This is a genomic window from Moraxella canis (genome assembly GCF_002014965.1).
GTDB classification, from domain to species: domain Bacteria; phylum Pseudomonadota; class Gammaproteobacteria; order Pseudomonadales; family Moraxellaceae; genus Moraxella; species Moraxella canis.
In genome coordinates this window covers 40,873-60,440 of sequence record NZ_MUXT01000001.1, presented here as the reverse complement: position 1 = coordinate 60,440, position 19,568 = coordinate 40,873, and the positions used below count along the sequence as shown (strand labels likewise).

21 protein-coding genes are annotated in these 19,568 nt (G+C 45.1%); 10 read left to right on the top strand and 11 right to left on the bottom strand.

Going from position 1 to position 19,568, the window contains the following annotated elements:
- Positions 1–3 precede the first annotated feature (3 nt).
- The 3 genes from B0180_RS00250 to B0180_RS00240 all read right to left on the bottom strand — a co-directional run bounded on the left by B0180_RS00250 (position 4) and on the right by B0180_RS00240 (position 2,364).
- Positions 4–651 carry a hypothetical protein gene (locus B0180_RS00250; RefSeq protein ID WP_233424879.1) on the bottom strand — a complete coding sequence of 216 codons (648 nt, stop codon included), beginning with the start codon at positions 649–651 and terminating at the stop codon, positions 4–6.
- Positions 648–1,505, bottom strand: a complete 858-nt coding sequence (gene ubiE, locus B0180_RS00245) for a bifunctional demethylmenaquinone methyltransferase/2-methoxy-6-polyprenyl-1,4-benzoquinol methylase UbiE (RefSeq protein WP_049236218.1) — start codon at positions 1,503–1,505, stop codon at positions 648–650. The genes B0180_RS00250 and ubiE overlap by 4 nt, the downstream gene beginning before the upstream one ends.
- Positions 1,506–1,653: 148 nt before the next feature.
- Positions 1,654–2,364 (bottom strand): FFLEELY motif protein, encoded by a 711-nt coding sequence (locus B0180_RS00240; protein ID WP_078255139.1) that lies wholly within the window; start codon positions 2,362–2,364, stop codon positions 1,654–1,656.
- A gap of 277 nt (positions 2,365–2,641) precedes the next feature.
- On the opposite strand from B0180_RS00240, the gene B0180_RS00235 reads away from it, so the two are divergent.
- From B0180_RS00235 to B0180_RS00220, 4 genes are all read left to right on the top strand, one after another.
- Positions 2,642–3,259 carry a Fe-Mn family superoxide dismutase gene (locus tag B0180_RS00235; protein ID WP_078255138.1) on the top strand — a complete coding sequence of 206 codons (618 nt, stop codon included), beginning with the start codon at positions 2,642–2,644 and terminating at the stop codon, positions 3,257–3,259.
- 129 nt (positions 3,260–3,388) lie between these two features.
- Entirely contained in the window at positions 3,389–4,156 is a 768-nt protein-coding gene (locus tag B0180_RS00230; RefSeq protein WP_078255137.1) for an alpha-ketoglutarate-dependent dioxygenase AlkB family protein, read from the top strand.
- A gap of 244 nt (positions 4,157–4,400) precedes the next feature.
- Entirely contained in the window at positions 4,401–4,934 is a 534-nt protein-coding gene (locus B0180_RS00225; protein ID WP_143821247.1) for a hypothetical protein, read from the top strand.
- A gap of 113 nt (positions 4,935–5,047) precedes the next feature.
- A complete protein-coding gene (locus B0180_RS00220; RefSeq protein WP_078255135.1) occupies positions 5,048–6,097 on the top strand; it encodes a ribonuclease Z in 1,050 nt (349 codons plus the stop codon).
- Positions 6,098–6,123: 26 nt separating this feature from the next.
- Here the strand turns inward: B0180_RS00220 and B0180_RS00215 are convergent, their stop codons facing one another.
- Positions 6,124–6,993 carry an ATP-binding protein gene (locus B0180_RS00215; protein WP_078255134.1) on the bottom strand — a complete coding sequence of 290 codons (870 nt, stop codon included), beginning with the start codon at positions 6,991–6,993 and terminating at the stop codon, positions 6,124–6,126.
- A gap of 16 nt (positions 6,994–7,009) precedes the next feature.
- Positions 7,010–7,906 carry a KPN_02809 family neutral zinc metallopeptidase gene (ypfJ, locus tag B0180_RS00210; RefSeq protein WP_049236206.1) on the bottom strand — a complete coding sequence of 299 codons (897 nt, stop codon included), beginning with the start codon at positions 7,904–7,906 and terminating at the stop codon, positions 7,010–7,012.
- 264 nt (positions 7,907–8,170) lie between these two features.
- Here ypfJ and B0180_RS00205 point away from each other — a divergent pair, with 264 nt between their 5' ends.
- Positions 8,171–8,839, top strand: coding sequence for an alpha/beta hydrolase (locus B0180_RS00205; RefSeq protein ID WP_078255133.1), 669 nt, complete (start codon positions 8,171–8,173; stop codon positions 8,837–8,839).
- A gap of 78 nt (positions 8,840–8,917) precedes the next feature.
- Here B0180_RS00205 and B0180_RS00200 read toward each other — a convergent pair whose 3' ends face one another.
- On the bottom strand, positions 8,918–9,892 hold the full coding sequence (locus tag B0180_RS00200) for a hypothetical protein (RefSeq protein WP_078255132.1): 975 nt from the start codon (positions 9,890–9,892) through the stop codon (positions 8,918–8,920).
- Between the two features lie 184 nt (positions 9,893–10,076).
- Between B0180_RS00200 and B0180_RS00195 the strand changes: the two genes are divergently transcribed.
- Complete coding sequence (locus tag B0180_RS00195; RefSeq protein ID WP_078255131.1) at positions 10,077–11,318, top strand: lipoprotein-releasing ABC transporter permease subunit; 1,242 nt, start codon at positions 10,077–10,079, stop codon at positions 11,316–11,318.
- Between the two features lie 8 nt (positions 11,319–11,326).
- Entirely contained in the window at positions 11,327–12,004 is a 678-nt protein-coding gene (gene lolD, locus B0180_RS00190; RefSeq protein WP_049236200.1) for a lipoprotein-releasing ABC transporter ATP-binding protein LolD, read from the top strand.
- Between the two features lie 44 nt (positions 12,005–12,048).
- Here lolD and B0180_RS00185 read toward each other — a convergent pair whose 3' ends face one another.
- From B0180_RS00185 to B0180_RS00175, 3 genes are all read right to left on the bottom strand, one after another.
- Entirely contained in the window at positions 12,049–12,384 is a 336-nt protein-coding gene (locus B0180_RS00185; RefSeq protein ID WP_078255130.1) for a DUF3144 domain-containing protein, read from the bottom strand.
- A 90-nt stretch (positions 12,385–12,474) separates the two neighbouring features.
- Positions 12,475–13,635 carry a methionine adenosyltransferase gene (gene metK, locus B0180_RS00180; protein WP_078255129.1) on the bottom strand — a complete coding sequence of 387 codons (1,161 nt, stop codon included), beginning with the start codon at positions 13,633–13,635 and terminating at the stop codon, positions 12,475–12,477.
- A 337-nt stretch (positions 13,636–13,972) separates the two neighbouring features.
- Positions 13,973–14,650, bottom strand: a complete 678-nt coding sequence (locus tag B0180_RS00175) for a DUF2062 domain-containing protein (RefSeq protein ID WP_078255128.1) — start codon at positions 14,648–14,650, stop codon at positions 13,973–13,975.
- A 152-nt stretch (positions 14,651–14,802) separates the two neighbouring features.
- On the opposite strand from B0180_RS00175, the gene orn reads away from it, so the two are divergent.
- Complete coding sequence (gene orn / locus B0180_RS00170; protein WP_078255127.1) at positions 14,803–15,390, top strand: oligoribonuclease; 588 nt, start codon at positions 14,803–14,805, stop codon at positions 15,388–15,390.
- Between the two features lie 270 nt (positions 15,391–15,660).
- A complete protein-coding gene (locus tag B0180_RS00165; protein WP_078255126.1) occupies positions 15,661–16,239 on the top strand; it encodes a YceI family protein in 579 nt (192 codons plus the stop codon).
- A gap of 63 nt (positions 16,240–16,302) precedes the next feature.
- On the opposite strand, the gene B0180_RS00160 is transcribed toward B0180_RS00165, so the two are convergent.
- Complete coding sequence (locus B0180_RS00160; RefSeq protein WP_078255125.1) at positions 16,303–17,100, bottom strand: UDP-2,3-diacylglucosamine diphosphatase; 798 nt, start codon at positions 17,098–17,100, stop codon at positions 16,303–16,305.
- 1 nt (position 17,101) lies between these two features.
- Complete coding sequence (locus tag B0180_RS00155; protein WP_078255124.1) at positions 17,102–17,611, bottom strand: peptidylprolyl isomerase; 510 nt, start codon at positions 17,609–17,611, stop codon at positions 17,102–17,104.
- Positions 17,612–17,814: 203 nt separating this feature from the next.
- Here B0180_RS00155 and B0180_RS00150 point away from each other — a divergent pair, with 203 nt between their 5' ends.
- Positions 17,815–19,566: a glutamine--tRNA ligase/YqeY domain fusion protein gene (locus tag B0180_RS00150; protein ID WP_078255123.1), complete on the top strand. Its 1,752-nt coding sequence runs from the start codon at positions 17,815–17,817 to the stop codon at positions 19,564–19,566.
- Positions 19,567–19,568 lie beyond the last annotated feature (2 nt).

Below are 19,568 nucleotides of genomic sequence, written 5' to 3'. Positions count from 1 at the left end.
CAATTAAGGGTTTTTTGAGTGATTTTGCTTAAGGGCGTTTTGAATTTCTTCTAATTTGGCTTGATTGCGCTCAATCTCACTTTGAAGACGTAACAGCTCTTGTTTTTTGTGGTGAATGTCTTGATCGATCAAATCATGATTGGCGGCACCTGTGATTAGGTGCTCCAACGAGTTTTTGACCATCTGCACCGCAGGCGAAAACAGGGGCGTAATTTCTTTACCTAAGAGATATAAATGACTGGTAGCGTCAGGTCCGATCAGTCCTTCAATCTGCATACAAAAATCAGGATGAAATTGCTCAAACATCGTTTTGGCATGCATCAACACGTGATGATCACCGCGTACAGGGATATTGCCCATCGGATGCTTGATCAGTGAGATCAGATGGCTTGGATTATCCACACTCAAAGTGCAATCAGGCAAAGTAGGTGCGCTGCCTTGCGGCTCAAAAATCTGCTCTAAAACAGGCTCAAAACGCACCCGCTCATCACCAAACAGTATATCAATTGACAAGCTTGGCGACCGCATGATCACACGCAGGGTCTTGCCTGATAAGTTTTTGAGATCAGATTTCACCGATGGATCTGAGCTGATGGCTGTATTAATCAGTTTTTCGCCCATCGCAAGCGACAGCACACCAATCATATTCATGAACGCGCCTTAAATCCGCGATGGACAGCGACAATTCCGCCTGTTAAGTTATGATAATCACAATTGACAAAGCCGGCATTTTCCATCATCTGCTTGAGAGTTTTTTGATCAGGATGCATGCGAATCGACTCAGCAAGATATTGATAGCTTTCGGCATCATTGGCGACAATTTTACCCATGATCGGCAGAGCGGTGAATGAATACAAATCGTAAGCCTTGGACAGTGGCTCAAACACAGGCTTTGAAAACTCAAGCACAAGCAAACGACCACCTGGCTTTAGGACACGGTGCATGGCAGCCAGTGCCTTATCTTTATCCGTAACATTACGCAGACCAAAGCTGATCGTCACCAAATCAAATGAGTTATCTTCAAAAGGCTCAAGCGTCTCAGCATTGGCTAGTACAAAATCCACATTATTGCAGCCTGCATTGATCAAGCGAGTACGCCCCACTTCAAGCATCGCTTCATTAATATCAGAGAGCACCACGCGCCCAGAGCGTCCCACTTCGCGGCTAAATACCTTCGCCAAATCGCCTGTGCCCCCTGCGATATCAAGAACGCTTTGACCACTTCTAACGCCTGTCAAGCTGATGGCATAGCGCTTCCATAAGCGATGAATACCAAAGCTCATCAAGTCATTCATCACATCATATTTGCGCGCAACCGAAGTAAAAACTTCAGCAACCTTGGCTTGTTTTTCTGATTTGCGCACTGTTTGGTAGCCAAAATGTGTGGTCTCGTCATCGACTGGCGTTTCGCCTTGGGGGCGTTGTAGCTCACTTTGACCTTGTGGGGTGCCAGTGGGTAGGATGTTTGGGTTGGTGAATTGGTCGTTTTGGCTATTGGTTGTCATGCTGATCCGCTCAAATAATTTTCAAAAATATGTCAATGCAATGGTTAATAATACACCATTTTTAGGGATTTTTGGGTAAATTTTACCAAATTTTTACCCAATTTATCCGCTCAATGTCTTAATTATATGAATAATTAATCAATAAAACCTAATCAAAAATCGGCATTTGGGCGTGAATTTTTTCGATAATTTGGGTTTCGGTTTCGATGAATGGCGTACTAAAATGCTCAATTTTATCAATGGCTTGAATGGCGCTTAAGCCATCATGAATAAAGTCATATAGTGCTTGGTAGCCGTTATTGTAGGCGGTGGATTTGGCAAGCTTAAAGGCTTTATACAAAAAATAAGAATTAAAGCTTTGATAACAGGTGTGGCACACTTGTCCAACTTCAGCAATTTGGGCAACTCTGGCATCTTTGGCATCGACTTTGCGATACAGTGCGCCCATCAGCTCATCATCCAAAGGCTGCCCATCAAAGTGCTCAAGATAAGCCTTGGCAAGCTCAAGGTCTAGCTCCATGGCAGTGATGGCAGCCGACACGCTGACCAAGCCTGCCGACAGCGCATTTTTTGGTACAAGTTTTTCTAATTTGCCTGAGCCGTTTAGGGCATTGTTACCTGCGGTTAATAGCTGCTCGGCGATGGTGTCAAATGTCGCATGATTATAGATGCGGTCGATCAAATAATGGGCAAGCGGTGCGGTTTTTGGATGATCAAACAAAGGCGCATTGGCGCGATGAATGCGATCGCGTTGCCATGCTTGAATGTCATCTAAGGCAGCCGATAGCTTGGTGTCTGTGTGGTGCGGCAGGCGATAATAATGATGGATTTGATTGACCAGTGTTTGAATGTGTGTCATAGCGTGGGCTTGATAGTGAGTGTGGAGAGTGTGTTGGTATTTTAGCAGTTTTTGGGTGAGTTTGGGAATTTTGCTGCCAAAAGCTGAAAATTCTTTGATGGCTAATCACAGCAAACAAGGGTGACTTGACCAAAACTTGCTCGATTATGAAATTACTGTGAAATTTGTAAATTTGCTTGAATTTATCCAGTGATGGCTTTATAGTGATAGTGGACGATGATTTTTGAGTTGTCCTATTATATTGACATTTATAATCCACAAAAGAAGGAAAATCGCAATGGCATTTACTCTACCAGAGCTAGGCTACAGCTACGACGCATTAGAGCCACATTTTGATAAAGAAACTATGGAAATTCACCATTCACGCCACCATCAAACCTATGTTAATAATTCTAATGATTTGCTAGAAGGCACTGAGTGGGCAGACAAGTCAGCCGAAGAAGTGATCGCAAATCTTGACCAAATCCCTGAAGAAAAAAGAACAGGCGTAAGAAACAATGTGGGCGGACACGCTAACCACAGCCTATTTTGGACAATCCTAAAAACTGGCACTGAGCTTGGCGGTTCGCTAAAAGATGCGATCATGCAAGACTTTGGTTCTGTTGAAGAATTTCAGCGTCAATTTGAAAAAGCAGCGGCAAGCCGTTTTGGTTCTGGTTGGGCATGGCTAGTATTGGATGAAGGTTCACTAAAAGTCGTTTCTACTGCTAACCAAGACAGCCCATTGATGGGTGAAGCGGTCGCAGGCTGCAAAGGCTTCCCAATCATTGGTTTGGATGTGTGGGAACATGCCTACTACCTAAAATACCAAAACAAACGCCCAGACTATATCAAAGCGTTCTGGGAAGTGGTAAACTGGGATGAAGCTCAAAAGCGCTTCGATTCAGCCAAATAATAAAAAATCGGCAGTTATGATGATATAAACTGCTCAAACAAAATAAGCCATAACGGTCAGTTATGGCTTATTTCTTTTTATTATATAATTGATAAATTTATCCGTTTGCTACCCTATGGGTGATTATTCATGCAACTTTTTGATACTGCGCCTGATTTGGATGCTTTGATTTGTCAAGGCAAGTTTATGGATACGCAGTTTGACGCTCATCGTCACGAGGACGGCAAAGGCATTGTTATCGCTGTTCCTTATGGCAGGCTGTACTATGCGCCGCATTATTTTGATGAGCAGACAGCGGATGCGTATTTGGATTATTTGTTGGCAAGTCATCGTGATGGTCAGCCGATCAATCACCGTGCGCACGACTGGCACGATACCGATATGGACACCGTGCAGTTTACCAACATTCATTGGCGCCAAGACACGATCAAGATGTATGGTAAAACGCACAAGCTGCCACGCATCTCGGCATGGTATGGCGATAATGACTGTCCCTATACTTACTCTGGGATCACCCTAAATCCAAATCCATGGACAGAGCGACTGCTCATGCTCAATGATGAATTGGCTAAGATATGTAAAAGACGATTTAATAGCGTACTGCTCAACTGGTACCGCTCTGGTGAGGATCATATCAGCTGGCATCAAGATGACGAAAAAGAACTGGGTGATAACCCCTTGATTGCTTCGGTGAACTTTGGTGAATCTCGGCGGTTTTTACTGCGCTTATGTGATGATCACGCCGTCAAGCTTGAGCTACCACTGCACCACGGTAGTATTTTGGTGATGGCAGGTGGGCTGCAGCACCACTGGCAGCACAGCGTCCCTAAGCAAAAAAAGATGCTAAGCAGTCGGATAAACCTGACTTTTAGAAATATAAAAAATCCATCTGATTAAGCTATTTGTGCTTATCTTTATCAAACAATGAGAGGGCAAAAATTGCTGTGTGGATATGTTTTAGCCATAACACTTTTGTTATAATAATTTTAAATTTTAATAATTAATGGGCGCATCCAAGAATGCGAGGAGGCAGTGGTTGTCATGATAAGCTCATGATGTTTATATTTGACAATGCATTACCTGTTAATAGGCATCAATTGTTATCTTGAGCGACGATGGAGGGAGAATGAAATCGATTTAGTTGACAGCGTGTGTAGGTGTATTTGGCGCTGCTATTTCAATGGTTGCACACGCTAATAGTGGTAAACTCCAGGGCTATTCTGTGGATATCTGCAAACCAGCAGAAATTGAAGGTAAGGATAATGTTAAAGAAGATTTGAATGGGGATTTTTGTAATCACAAAGCGGCATCTACTTATAAAAAATTTGGCACCAAAGATATCAATTTTGCGAATAAATATGTCTTAGCCAAGATGTATAACACCAGTTTTGTTGCAAACGATTCAGTTAAAAAACAAGTTTTTGTAATGCCTTATGCGATTCAAAATTTGTTAAATGATAATCAGGCAGACAAGATAGCCTTTAATAAAAATAGTAATCGCGTCTGTACTCAGGGTGATGATACCAGTTTGTCGCCATATGGCTGGATGTATGTTGGCGGAGACTCTGCCCATCCAAATTATAAGCTGTGTATTGATTTTTATCCATCAGAAGGGTTTAGCGATCAATTTATACCTGTGCATATCAAAACTGGTAAAGTTGCAAGTCGTCTTTAATAAAATCGCCTTTAATACAATCCTCACCACGCCTTATCAAAGCTCACAGCCTTACCAAAACCTGCTATAATCAACCCCTTTACATCTTGATAGGCAACGGTGGGGCAGTAGATATGTTTGAGCTGACTTTTTTGGGCACATCAAGCGGTGTACCCACCAAATCACGCAATGTCTCAGGGCTTGCAGTATCTTTACTAGGTGAGCAGCCCAAAGCAGGCAAATCAACGCCTTGGATACTCATTGATTGTGGTGAGGGCACGCAGCATCGCTTGCTGTATACGCATCATAAGCCGTCGATGCTTAGGGCGATTTTTATCACGCATGCACATGGCGACCATTGCTATGGCTTGCTTGGCTTATTGTCAAGTCTTGCGATGCATGGACGAAAAGAGTCGCTTAAGCTGATTGCGCCAGCGTCGGTGCTGGCGTTTGTGCGGGCAGGGCAGGCGCTGACTCAGATGAATCTTAGCTACGCTCTTGAGATGATCGAGATTGAGGCGGTGTTATCGCAGGGCGTGCGACTTGAGATGGGCGAGCAGTGGCGTGCGGATGTGGCGATTTATCCGATGAGTCACCGCATTGACTGCTATGGATTTGCCATCACCCAACAGCTTGATAAATTACAGCTCAATACCGAGCGACTCACCCAAGATGGCATTGACCGCTCATATTGGCGACGCATTCTAAAAAGCGGCGAGCCCAAAATCTGCACCCAAAACCAAACCATTTACCCATCTGATTATCTTCATCGATCGACCATCACCCAAAAAATCGTCATCGCAGGCGATAATGACGCACCCACACGCCTGACAGATGCGGTCAAAGACGCAAGCTTATTAATTCATGAGGCGACCTATACGCAGGCGGTGATGGATAAGATTTTAGCCAAAGGGGTTTTTGATCCGCAGCACAGTAGCGCACAGGCGGTAGGCAGCTTTGCAGATGAGATGCAGGTGCCAAATTTGATTTTGACGCATTTTAGCGCCAGATTTTTAAATTTTGATGATCCTGACAGCCCCAAGCCAAATATGGGACATATCCGCGCCGAAACTGAATCAGTGTATGGCGGCAGACTCATCTTGGCTGAGGATCTGATGACGGTATCCATCACCAAAGAAGGCATCATGAGTGTACATGGCGCACCTGATGGCTTGAAGATGTAGGCTTATCAGTGGGATAGATCAATCGGCTAAGGGCTTTGGGCGAGGCGAGTTTGACCAATCCAATGCTGAGCAAACTGATAGGCGATACGACCAGAGCGACCGCCGCGCGTGCCTGCCCACTGAAGCGCTTGGCTTTGCGCCTGTGCATCGAAGGGCAGATTGGCTTTTTTAAGTTCGTGCTCGACGATTTGTAAATATAAAGGCTGATTCATCGGCTGAAATGATAGCCACAGCCCAAAACGATCGGACAAAGATACTGTCTCATCAATGGCTTCATAGGGATTGACTTCATCGGTTTGCCCATTATAGATATTGACATTATCTTTCATCATCTGTGGCAAGAGATGGCGGCGATTACTGGTCGCATAGACGAGTAGCTGACTGTGCTCACTGTCAAGTGCACCATCTAAAATTGATTTTAGGGTGCGATAATTTTCATCCTGAGCATTGAATGCCAAGTCATCACAATAAATGATATAACGATTCTGATTACCGTGATCTGCAGAGGCTTTGATGGCTTTGCGGATTTTATCTAGATGCAGTAAATCATCTCTGGCAACTTCGATGACGCGCAGCCTTTGAGGGTGATATGCCTTAAGTAGTGCACGCACCAGCGATGATTTGCCAGCACCGCGAGTGCCTGTCATCAGCACATGATTCGCTGGCAGGCGAGCAAGAAACTGCTCAGTATTATTGATGAGTTTATTTTTTTGGGTATCGATACCAAGCAAATCCTCCAAGCCACCTCCAAAACTGACTTCAATCGGCTCAAGCTTGCCAAGCATACCGCCCACCCAGCGATAAGCCAGGATAGACGGATCGATGCTGATGGGCTGATGGGTGCGTTCGGTCAGATATTGAGTGAGTAGCTGGATGAGATGATCAGGCAACTGCATAGGGATTTCCGTCAGATTAGATGTCACGAGTGGCAAATGTGTCGCATTGATTGACATCGCCTGTCTCAAAGCCTTTATAGAACCATTGTTTGCGCTGAGCGCTGGTTCCGTGGGTAAAGCTGTCAGGGACGGCATGGCCTCGGGCTTTATGCTGAAGATAGTCATCACCAATTTTCTCGGCAGCATCTAAAGCTTCTTCGATGTCACCTTTTTGTAAAAACTGTGTGCGCTCATGATTATGGCGCGCCCACAAGCCTGCAAAGCAGTCGGCTTGTAGCTCTTGGCGCACTGATAAATTATTGGCAGCGGCGGGGCTTGCTTGTGCTTGAGCTTGGCGTACTTGCTGAGAGATACCCAGCAAGGTCTGCACATGATGACCGACTTCATGCGCGATCACATATGCTTGAGCAAAGTCGCCGGCTTGGTCTTGGCGTGACAGCTCGGTTTGGTTGCGTTCGCCTGTGATGCCCATTTGAGTGCGCATATCACGGAAAAATTGTGTGTCTAAATAAACTTTTTGGTCAGCAGGGCAATAAAATGGACCGCTCGCTGACGTGGCTGATCCACAGGCGGATTGGACGGCGCCGCTGAACAAAACCAAGCTTGGCGGTTGATAGCGATGTCCTGCCTGAGCAAATATCGGCGTCCATACATCTTCAGTATCAGCCAAAATCGTGGCAACAAACTCTCTGGATTCTGCCATATCCGCGGTTTCGTTAGCCGGCGCTGATGCTTGAGTTTGTCCTTGCATCTGCTGAGTGACGCCCAGCGTGGTCTCTGGACTGATACCAAACACTTGCCATAAGATGACGGCGATGATTAAGCCAAAAATACTCACGCCACCGACTTTTTTGGCGCCGCCGCCGCGCCTGTCTTCGATATTGCTGCTTTGTCTGCGTCCACGCCACTGCATAAGTTATCCTAAATAATAAACCATAACATTGACCCTAATACACCCGCTAAGTCATCCTAAGAACTGCCAGCGCGCATCACCCATAGGTCAGATGCCCATATAATATCACTATCTGACAGGATCATCAATTTATCGCTCAATAATTTATGAATGCACTTGCGACTTATCATGATGCTTGGATAATGAATATCTGGATTAGATTGCAATTTATCCGTGATCGTCGTATGATAATTTGACTTATTTTATCAATGATGGAAATTAACGATGTCAAAATTAGCTTCAGTGATTGTTGAACACAATCCATCTGATCAGCCCATCACGCATTCGGTGATCTGGCTGCATGGCTTAGGCGCGAGTGGTCATGACTTTGAGCCGATTGTCCCTGAGCTTAGACTTGCCAAAGAAGCGGCGGTACGATTCATTTTTCCGCATGCCCCGCAGATTCCTGTGACGATTAACGGGGGCTATGTCATGCCAGCGTGGTATGATATTTTGGAGATGAGCCTAAATCGTAAGGTTGATGTGGCACACATCGCCGCTTCTAGTGAGCTGATCAATGAGATCATTGATGGCGAGATTGCCAAAGGTATTGATAGCCAAAATATCATCATCGCAGGCTTTTCACAAGGTGGCGCGGTGGCGTATCATACCGTCTTGACTAATACACGAAAGCTTGGCGGATTGCTTGCGCTGTCAACTTACTTTGCGACTGCTGAGCAGATCAAGTCTGTTACAGTCAATGATGATATTGCGGTTAAAATTGATCATGGGGATTTTGATGATGTCGTGCCTGCCGCCTTGGGCGTGCAAGCTGCAGAGTCCCTAAAAAAGCTTGGACTAAACCCTGTTTATCGTACCTATCCCATGGCGCATCAAGTGTGCTTAGCACAAATCAAAAGTATTGGTGATTGGCTTAATGACTTGATCGCATAATATAAGCTCAATCACAGTAAGTTATTAATAAACCACCCCAAATGCCAGCACTTAGGGTGGTTTATTTTTAGGAATCAATCACATAGACGAGCGTTGATTGGCTTCATAAATGGCGGCTTGTAGCCAAATATTGGCTTGGATATAATCATGAACCAAAATGGCATCGGTCTGATCCGTGGTTGGCGTTGCGATACGCACCACAAATGGATCAGCGTCCGGCTCACGCAAAATCACCACATCAAACAGCGTGATGTCTTTGCCAAAGAACTCGGTTTTTGATTTGCCTAAGACTTGACCTTGGCACCACGCTTCATCTTCTTGACCAAAAGTTTCGCCATACAAATACGCACACATATGCCCCAAATTAATTTCAACGGGTGCAAAGGGCTTACCTGCTTCGTGGTCTTCAGGCTGCCATGTGCGGATTTGCTCGTCGATATCATCAGGAATTTGACCGTTATTTTTTGCCACAATGTCATTAAAGGCGCGATGATGGCGGATGGCTTCTTGGTCTTCAACGACGATGGTTTCTTCTTGGTTGCTTGGCTCGATGTGATACGCCCAAGCACTAAAATTGACAAAGTATTTTTTTTGCGTGCGATAATCGGCGCGATTGACTGCATATAGCTGATCAAAAGCATAAATTGTTGCGCCATATGGTGTTTTTAGGCACAAAATCGCATCGGAAGTCGAATCACAGCGAATGATGCGCTCAATTTGACAAGTCAAACCATAAGGGCTATTTACAGCAGGAAACGCATTAATAAAAGCCTTGGGCGCGCCATCTTTGATGGTTAAAATCTGCTTGATGTGGCAAGTGTCATTCATGCCTAATAATAGCTTGGCATTATCCGTACTATTTTGGGCGGACAGACCCTTGGGTAAGGTCGCCTGATCTAGCATGGCATGTAGCCAATTGGGCACATCTTGGGCGATATTATCTGTCAAAATCGCCCAATGATCGCCATGACTGGCATTTTCATCATGGGGCAAATCGACTTTAATGGGTGCGCTTTCGTGCGTATAATTATAACGAATGGTCTGACTGCTCATAATCATTACTCATGGATAACTGCCATCTACATGGGGATGCACCAAAAAATATCAAGCATTTGATCTGATATCCTTGATGAATTTGTGTGATTGATGGAGTGGGCGGATGGTATTGGCGGCTTTATTTGGTATTTATTCATAAAAAATGCTAAACTAGCATGATTTATCGTCTGGAACACCGCTTATGTTTCGTCCTTTAGCGTTATTTATTGGGCTTAGATATACAAAAGCCAAACGCAAAAACGGTTTTATCTCGTTCATCTCGTTTATCTCAACCATTGGGCTTACGCTTGGCGTGGCGGTGCTGATTACCGTCTTATCGGTCATGAATGGATTTGATCGTGAGATCAAATCGCGCATTCTGGGTATGGTGCCTCAAGCGGCGGTCACCTCGACAGAGATTTTGTCGGATTGGCAGCCCATCGCCGAACAAATCAAAGCTCAAAATCAGGAAGTGGACGCAGTCGCCCCTTATATTCAGTTACAAGGCATGCTCACCGCCGAAGGTCAGGTCTCTGGCATCATTGTCTCAGGCATCGAACCTGAATACGAAAAACAAGTCTCGATCATTGATGAGCATATGATCGCAGGCAGCCTCGATGACTTGCGCCCTGGCGAATTTGGCATTGTTTTGGGTGAGTCGATTGCGTTTAATATGGGTCTGCAGCTGGGTGATAAGGTCACTTTGGTGCTACCAGAAGCCTCACCATCTGCCGCAGGCGTGATTCCAAGATTTAAGCGTTTTACTTTGGTGGGTGTGTACCATATTAGCAGTGAAATTGACAGTACGATGGGTTATGTGCAGATGCGCGATGCAGGCATCATGCTTCGGTTGCCCGAAGGTGCGCAAGGTCTGCGCATGAAGCTTCATGATATCTTTAAAGCGCCGCAAGTGGCTAATCAAGCTGCCAGTCTTGACCCACGCCTATATCCTAGTGATTGGACGACGACGCATGGTAATTTATTCAGTGCTATCCAAATGGAAAAAGCCATGATTGGACTTTTGTTGTTTTTGATTGTGGTTGTGGCGGCGTTTAATATTGTTTCAAGCTTGGTCATGTTAGTGACGGATAAAAAATCAGACATCGCCATTTTAAAGACCTTTGGGGCATCGCCAAAGCTTGTCATGCAAGTATTTATGGTGCAAGGCATGATCATCGGGGTGATTGGCACAGTGGTTGGAACGGTGCTTGGTGTGGTACTTGCTTTATCGGTCAATGATATTTTGCTGTTTGTCAGCCGAGTATTTGGGGTCAGTTTATTTGATGGCAGTGTCTATCCGGTGGACTTTTTACCCTCTGAAGTCAAAGCATCTGATGTGCTACTCATCACGACAGCCTCATTTTTACTGAGTTTTTTAATGACCATTTATCCTGCGCTCAGAGCCTCAAAAATCGAACCTGCGCAAACTTTGCGATACGAATAAGGATCAGTATGACGACCATTTTACACGCCAAAAATATCAGCAAAGTATATGACGAAGGCAAAATCAAAACCACCGTCTTGTCAGGGCTTGATTTGCAAATACAAGCAGGCGAGCGCATCGCCATCGTGGGTAGTAGCGGTTCGGGCAAATCCACGCTATTGCATTTGCTTGGCGGACTAGATACGCCGACGACAGGCGAGGTATGGCTAAAAGGGCAGTGCTTGACCAATCTGAATGAAACCAAGCGCGGCGAGCTGCGCAACCGTCATCTGGGATTTATTTATCAGTTTCATCATCTGTTGGCAGAGTTTAGCGCCACCGAAAATGTCGCCATGCCACTGCTCATGCGCCGCGATGTGAGTATCAAAGAGGCGACAAAACGCGCTAATGATTTACTTGAGCGCGTCGGACTTGGGCATCGACTGCATCATCGTCCCAGTGAGCTGTCAGGCGGTGAGCGTCAGCGTGTCGCCATTGCGCGCGCCTTGGTGACAGAGCCTGCCTTGGTGATGGCAGATGAGCCGACGGGCAACTTGGACGACGAAAATGCACAAGCGATCTTTGGGCTGTTAAGTGAGCTTCAAGCGTCTATTGGCATGGCGCTTTTGATGGTGACCCATGATCGGCATTTGGCAGCCCAAGCTGATAAAATTCTTGAGATGAAAAGTGGTCAATGGGCGAGCTAAACTTAAAAAAGCAGGAAGATTTCCTGCTTTTTTTTATGGAAGTTTTAAGCCTGTGTCCCTTTGGCAAGCTGAGTGTACTGGTCAAAGTTTTCGATATATTGTTCTAGATTTTCAGAGAGCATTTGCTGGTATTTTTCGGTGTAGAATTTGATGATGTCATCTTTTTCTTTGGCAAGATCGCTACCTTTAACAAAGCCGATGGTCGCCGCCGAGACAGCAAATCTTGCGGCAGCATAATTGAGGCTGGCTGCCACTTGACCAGCGTGTGATGATGGCGAAAGCTGGCTGTTAGCAAGCGTGATGACAGCATCGGCACGCTCAAAAAACGCATTCATTTGCGCTTGGAATTCTTCTTCATTAAATTCTTTAGTGTCACTCATGTGCTATCCTTTTGGGTGATTTGATGATTTTGGGCTATTTGGTGTGTGATAAGCCTTGAGATTGGCTTGCTCAAGGCTTATCTGAGTCATTTAGATCGCCGCGCGCAGCAAGTCGGCTTTGTCTGTTTTTTCCCAAGTAAAGGCAGTATCTGAGCCTTGGCGACCAAAATGACCATAGCTTGCCGTTACTTCATACATGGGCTGTAGTAAGTCAAGCATACGCGTAATACCATACGGACGCAGGTCAAAATGCGCTCGAATCAGCTTGACGATGTCGGTATCGCTGATTTTACCGGTATTAAAAGTATTCACCGAAATGGATGTCGGCTCAGCCACACCGATTGCATAGCTCACCTGTACTTCACAGCGCTCAGCCAAGCCTGAGGCGACGATGTTTTTGGCGACATAGCGTCCAGCATAAGCAGCGCTTCGATCGACTTTGGAAGGGTCTTTACCACTGAATGCACCGCCGCCATGACGCGCCATGCCGCCATAAGTATCCACGATGATTTTGCGACCTGTCAGACCTGCATCGCCCACAGGACCACCGATGACGAACTTGCCCGTTGGATTGATGTGGTAAAGCGTATCTTTATGCAGTAGCTCAGATGGAATGACTTTTTTGATAATTTCTTCCATGACGGCTTCTTGCAGCTGCTTTTGGCTGATCTCAGGATCATGCTGCGTCGATAACACCAGTGCATCAACAGCAAAAGGCTTGAACTGATCGTCATAATGCATAGTCACCTGAGCTTTGGCATCAGGACGCAGCCAAGGCAAAGTACCATTTTTGCGCAGCTCAGCTTGACGCTCCATCAGACGATGGCTCAGCTGAATCGGAGCAGGCATCAGCACATCAGTTTCGTTGGTGGCATAGCCAAACATCAAACCTTGGTCACCTGCGCCTTGGTCTTCTGGGCGCTGTCTGTCAACGCCTTGGGCAATCTCAGGTGACTGCTTGCCAATCATATTAATCACCGCACAAGTCGAGCCATCAAAGCCCAAATCTGAGTGATTGTAGCCGATTTTATTGACGGTATCACGCACGATCGCTTCGACATCAATATTGGCATGGGTGCTGATCTCGCCCGCTAAGACGACAGCACCTGTCTTGACTAAGGTTTCACAGGCGACGCGTGCATCTTTATCTTGAGTCAAGATGGCATCAAGCAAGGCATCAGAGATTTGGTCTGCCATCTTATCTGGATGACCTTCGCTCACTGATTCTGAAGTAAATACTGAGTAGTTCATAAGGTTTCACTTAATAAAAAATAAAATAAAAATTGTGCAAATTCTGGTGGCTTTTTTAGGCTTGACAGAATAAATACCGCTCACACAAGTAAAAATAAATCACGGTGCAGTCTGCGACTGTAGAGTGGGGCAATGATTGTAGAGTGATCATTAATAAAAGGTATTTGGTGGAAAATTATACGCCAAAATGCCCATAAATACCAATGAAAATTATTCATATTAAAATAAGCGGTGGAATATACTTCTTTAAAATGAGTGAAAGCTGCTTAGGCGGAGTGATCTTTGAGAAGTTATGCTTTGGATAAATGATAAGGCGTCAATATAATAAAGTATCTATTTAGATGGAAAAATTATCGCCTTTATCGACTTTTGTGTGATCGTGCTCATTTTGCAGATTTTGTTTTTGTAGATCTTGCTCGCGCTTTTTATGACCTTTTTGATGTTTGAATTTGGGGGCATTGGCGTTGTAACCGTGGCGCGCTTGCCAATCTCTGACAGTCCGATAATTCCAAAATGCGCGAAATGCCAAACCAAGCACGATACTGGTGATGATGGCGGATAAAAGTAGCCCAACCGCCATCGCTTGCCACGAAAAAATATGCCGATGCGCCTTAAGCGGATTAATGCCATCAGCGGTCATCCAAAGGGTAAAATCGGTTAAGATCATGCCAATCGCCCTAAGCCCAATGGTAGGCTCTCCAAGCAATATCGCTCCCAGCGAATACGCTAACCAAAAAACAGGAATGGCAGTCAAAGGATTGGTAATCCAAGTCAGTGCAATCGCCATCGGAATATTAGCTCGGGTGAGCAGTGCGCCAATCAATGCAAGTGGCATCTGGCCAGGCAAAGGAAAAAAAGCCGCCAGCACACCCACATAAACCGCTCGACCCAACGAGCTGCGATTGATTTGCCACAGTCGAGGATCCGCCAAAAAAGGCGCAAATATCGCAATCAAACGATTTTGGCGCAATTTTTCGGGCGTGGGTAACCAGGCTTTAATCTTATTCTTGGGCATGGAGGTGGCTATCGTGTAGATAAAGCCTAAATTATAGCAAACTTTTATTGATAAAACGACGCAAACACCGTTATTTTTGTTGAATTTTTAAGAGCTTATAGCAGGCTTAGGCGTACTGTGATAGAATGCTTGAAATCACTTAGGATGCACTTATGACTGATAAAATTAAAATTCAACACCCAAAACCTTCTGCAAAAGCCAAAAAAGCACTCATTTGGATTGACCTAGAAATGACAGGTCTGGATACGCAGCACGATGAGATTATTGAGATTGCCACCATCGTGACCGATGATGATCTGAACATTCTTGCCGAAGGACCAGTATTTGCGATCAAAGTGGGTGATGTGATTTTAAATCGTATGGATGATTGGAATAAAAATCAGCATGGTCAGTCAGGCTTGATTGATCGGGTGCGCCGTAGCACGACGACGCTTGCTGAAGCTGAAGCACAGACGATCGAGTTTTTATCAAAGTGGGTGGATGCAGGCATCTCTCCGATGTGCGGTAATTCCATTTGCCAAGATCGCAGATTTTTGGCGCGTCAAATGCCAAAGCTTGAGCGATATTTTCACTATCGCAACTTGGATGTGTCAAGCGTCAAAGAGCTTTGCTACCGCTGGCGTCCTGATGTCGCCTCTGGGTATCAAAAAACAGGCACACATTTGGCGCTTGATGATATCCGAGATTCGATTCGTGAATTGCGCCATTATCGCGAGCATTTTTTTAAATTGCTGGATTGATTTTAAAGCAGGCTTTGACCTGCTTTTTTATTATAATTTGACTCAATGTGAAAGCTAGATGAAATTTGAATGTATCAATAAGTCAGATGCTCATTTTCAAAACTTTTAAAAATGTTAAAACATTAACAACTGTTGTGTAAATATTTGCAGATTTGGCAACAATTTTTTCACCAAAGTGATACTTGTCATTTAATATGATTTTGGTTAAGATGAAATCGCAGGGTTTACCTTGATTTCACTAAATTAATGACTAGTCACATGGAGTATGTTATGAAAAAATTATCTTTAATCGCGTTATTGGCTGTGGCAGGTTTTGCCAATGCGGCTACTTATGAATTGGATCCATATCACACCAACGCACGTTTTAGCATTGACCATTTTGGCACCTCAACCAACATGGCAGGCTTTTATGAGCTATCAGGCGTGATGCAATTTGACCGTGCGGCAGGCACAGGCTCAATCGATATCAGTATTCCTGTTGGTAGCCTAAAAGCCCCTTCATCGCTATTTACACAGCACCTAAAAGCGGCTAATTTGTTCAATGTTGAACAGCATCCAACCATGCGTTTTGTTTCAAATCAATTTTATTTCACAGGGACAGGCGCAAATCGTAAACTGCAGTCTGTGTCAGGTAACTTAACTTTACTTGGTCAAACCCATCCTGTGACTTTAACAGCGACTAAGTTTAATTGCTATAACAGCCCAATTTTGAATGCTGAAGTTTGTGGTGGCGATTTTACCGCGACAGTTGATCGCACCAAGTGGGGCATGAATTATTTGGTGGATGTGGGCATTCCTAAAGATGTGCGTATCGACATTCAGGTAGAAGCCAGCAAAAAAGGTAAGTAATCCCTACCTGGCGAATAAAAAAAAGAGCGTGTATTGCGCTCTTTTTTATTGAAATTTGCAAGATTAGCCATGCTTAAATTGCGCAAGCTGCAAATCTTCACCGATCATCAAGCCAATTTCTGCGCAGACTTGAGTCCCTTCCATGCGCCAATCCCCAAGCACAATGCGCGCTTGATGACCATAATGATGCACATGTGGGCGGTGGGTATGCCCATGTAATAAAATATCATACTCCTTGAGTGCAGCGGATACTGCGTCTTCATTGACATCCAAGATGGCAAAAGCTTTGGTGGTTTTCTGGTTTTTGGAAGTATCTTGAATATTGCCAGCGAGCTTTTTACGCACAGATAGCGGCAATCTATTTAAGATAAATCCCGTCACAGGATGGCGAATGACAGACCGATAACGCTGATAGCTCATATCGTCTGTACACAGCGCGTCGCCATGCTCCAAGCGAATGCGACTTTGGGTGGTATGAATGGGATAAGGCTCTTGGATCAGCGCGCCTTTGAACGTATCACAAAGCGCCTGACGAATCATAAAATCACGATTGCCCTGCATGACAAAAATTTGCACTTTATGATCCGCCAAAGCATTCAGCGCAAGAATCACAGGATGAAGCCAATGCTTGGCTTTGTCAGCCTGCGATAGCGATACATAAGTATCATCACCCAGCCAAGCATCCAACCAATCTCCCAAAATAAAAAGCGAATCTAAATTAGGCAGCTGTTTTAGGTCACCAAGCAACTGGATAAAAGCCGCGCTAAGCTTAGGCGTCATTGGTGATAGATGCAAATCGCTAACAAAAACCGCCTGAATCTCAGACGGTCTTGTGGTAAAAAAATAATCAGCGCTCAGCATATTATTTATTGATGACTTTGGCGCTGTTGATGACGACAGGCTCAGTTGGCACATCAGCGTGATAGCCAAAACGACCTGTTGGCACGCCTTTGATTTGATTGACCACATCCATGCCATCAATCACTTGACCGAAGACAGCATAGCCCCAGCCTTGCGGTGTTGGGCTTGAATAATTCAAAAAGTCATTGTCTTTGACATTAATAAAAAACTGTGCCGTGGCAGAATGTGGATCAGAAGTGCGCGCCATCGCGATGCTACCGACGGTGTTTTTTAGACCATTATCGGCTTCGTTTTTGATGGGGGTACCAGTGCGTTTTTCGTTCATCTGTGCGTCCATACCGCCGCCTTGAATCATAAAGCCGTCGATCACACGATGAAAAATCAGTCCATCATAATGACCTGACTCGACATAATCAAGGAAATTGGCAACGGTAACAGGGGCTTTTTCGGCGTTTAGCTCGATTTTGATTTGACCAAATGTGGTATCAAATTCTACAACTGGCATATCCATGAAGTATCCTTATAACTATTAATGAATGGAATGAAATTTTGCTTATTATAGCATAACATTCATGGGGTGTGCTTGTGCAAATTTAAAGGGCATGATGATTTGCCAAGCGTGTTCGATTTATAAAAATCATGCTTAAAGACCTAAAATTATGCTAAAATAATTCAATTATGACATTTAAAACTGATCACCATGGACAATAAGTTATGAGCACACAACCGACTGAAAAAAATGACTTTATTCGCGCAATTATCCGTGATGACTTGGCATCGGGTAAGCATGATAGCATTTTGACGCGCTTTCCGCCTGAGCCAAACGGATATTTACACATTGGGCATGTTAAATCGATCTGCCTAAATTTTGGCGTGGCAAATGAATTTGGCGGTGCTTGTAATTTAAGATTTGATGACACTAACCCCACCGCTGAAAAACAAGATTTTGTTGATGGCATTAAAGAAGACGTTCGATGGCTTGGATTTGAGTGGGCGGGCGATGTGCGCTATGCGTCAGGCTATTTTGATGAGCTGTATGGCTGGGCAGTTCAGCTGATCAAACAAGGCGATGCGTATGTGGATCTACAAAGCATTGATGAGATCCGTGCCAATCGTGGCTCATTCACCGAAGCAGGCGTGCCATCACCGCAGCGTGAGGCGAGCATTGAGGAGAATTTGGCTCGTTTTGAGGATATGAAGCAGGGCAAATATGCCGATGGCGAAGCGGTTTTGCGTGCTAAGATTGATATGGCACACCCAAACATGAACATGCGCGATCCTGTGATCTATCGTGTCATGCACGCACATCATCACCAAACGGGCGATACGTGGTGCATCTATCCGATGTATGATTTTGCGCATCCTTTGTCAGATGCTTATGAAGGAATCACACACTCGCTGTGCACGCTTGAATTTGAAGATCATCGACCATTTTATGATTGGGTAGTCGAAAAAGTTGGGTTCGACGTCCCACCACGTCAGTATGAATTTAGCCGTCTGAACATTGATCATACCCTAACTTCTAAGCGTAAGCTCAAGCGCTTGGTGGATATGGGTGTGGTGTCTGGCTGGGATGATCCGCGTATGCCGACGGTGGCAGGTATGCGTCGCCGCGGCTATACGCCCGAAGGCTTGAGAGATTTTTGTGAACGCGTGGGCGTCACCAAATCTGATGGCTTGGTTGATCATCGTATGCTTGAGTTTAGCGTGCGTAAGTCGCTTGAAGAGACCACCGCGCGCGGAATGGCAGTGCTACGCCCACTGAAAGTGACTATCACCAATTTTGATAGCGCTGTTGCCAAATTTAATGAGCTTAAAAATGAAAAAACAGTGGCAGAATTTGATGGTGACGTGCTTTGGCTGACCCAGCCTAAGCATCCGCATTTGGACATGGGTATGCGCCAAATTCCGTTCACCAAAACCATTTACATTGATGCCACAGATTATGAGATTGAGCCGCCGGCAGATTATAAGCGTCTGTCGCCAAGTAATCCAGAAATCCGCTTGCGCAACAGCTATGTGCTCAAGGTAGAAGAGCATAAGACAGACGAAAGCGGCGCTGTGGTCGAACTGATCGCGACGATCGATGAAAATACACTGGGCAATAATCCAGAAGGTCGCAAAGTCAAAGGCGTGATCCATTGGGTATCGGCAAGCCACGGGGTGAATGCAGTGGTGCGCTTGTATGAGCATTTGCTACTAGAAGATGATGAAATAACAGACGCTGTGGATGTCAATGACTCTGGTGCTGATGCTGATGAGCTGTGGATTCGCAAGCACCTAAATCCCAATTCGCTGACGGTTTATGAAGCTGTGATTGAGCCTGATTTGGCAAAAGCCAATCCAGGTGAGCGATTCCAGTTTGAGCGCGAAAGCTATTTTGTGGCTGACAGCGCCGAGCATACCCAAGCGTTGCCAGTATTTAATCAAATCGTTGGGCTTAAAGACAGCTTTAAGCCTGAGTGATT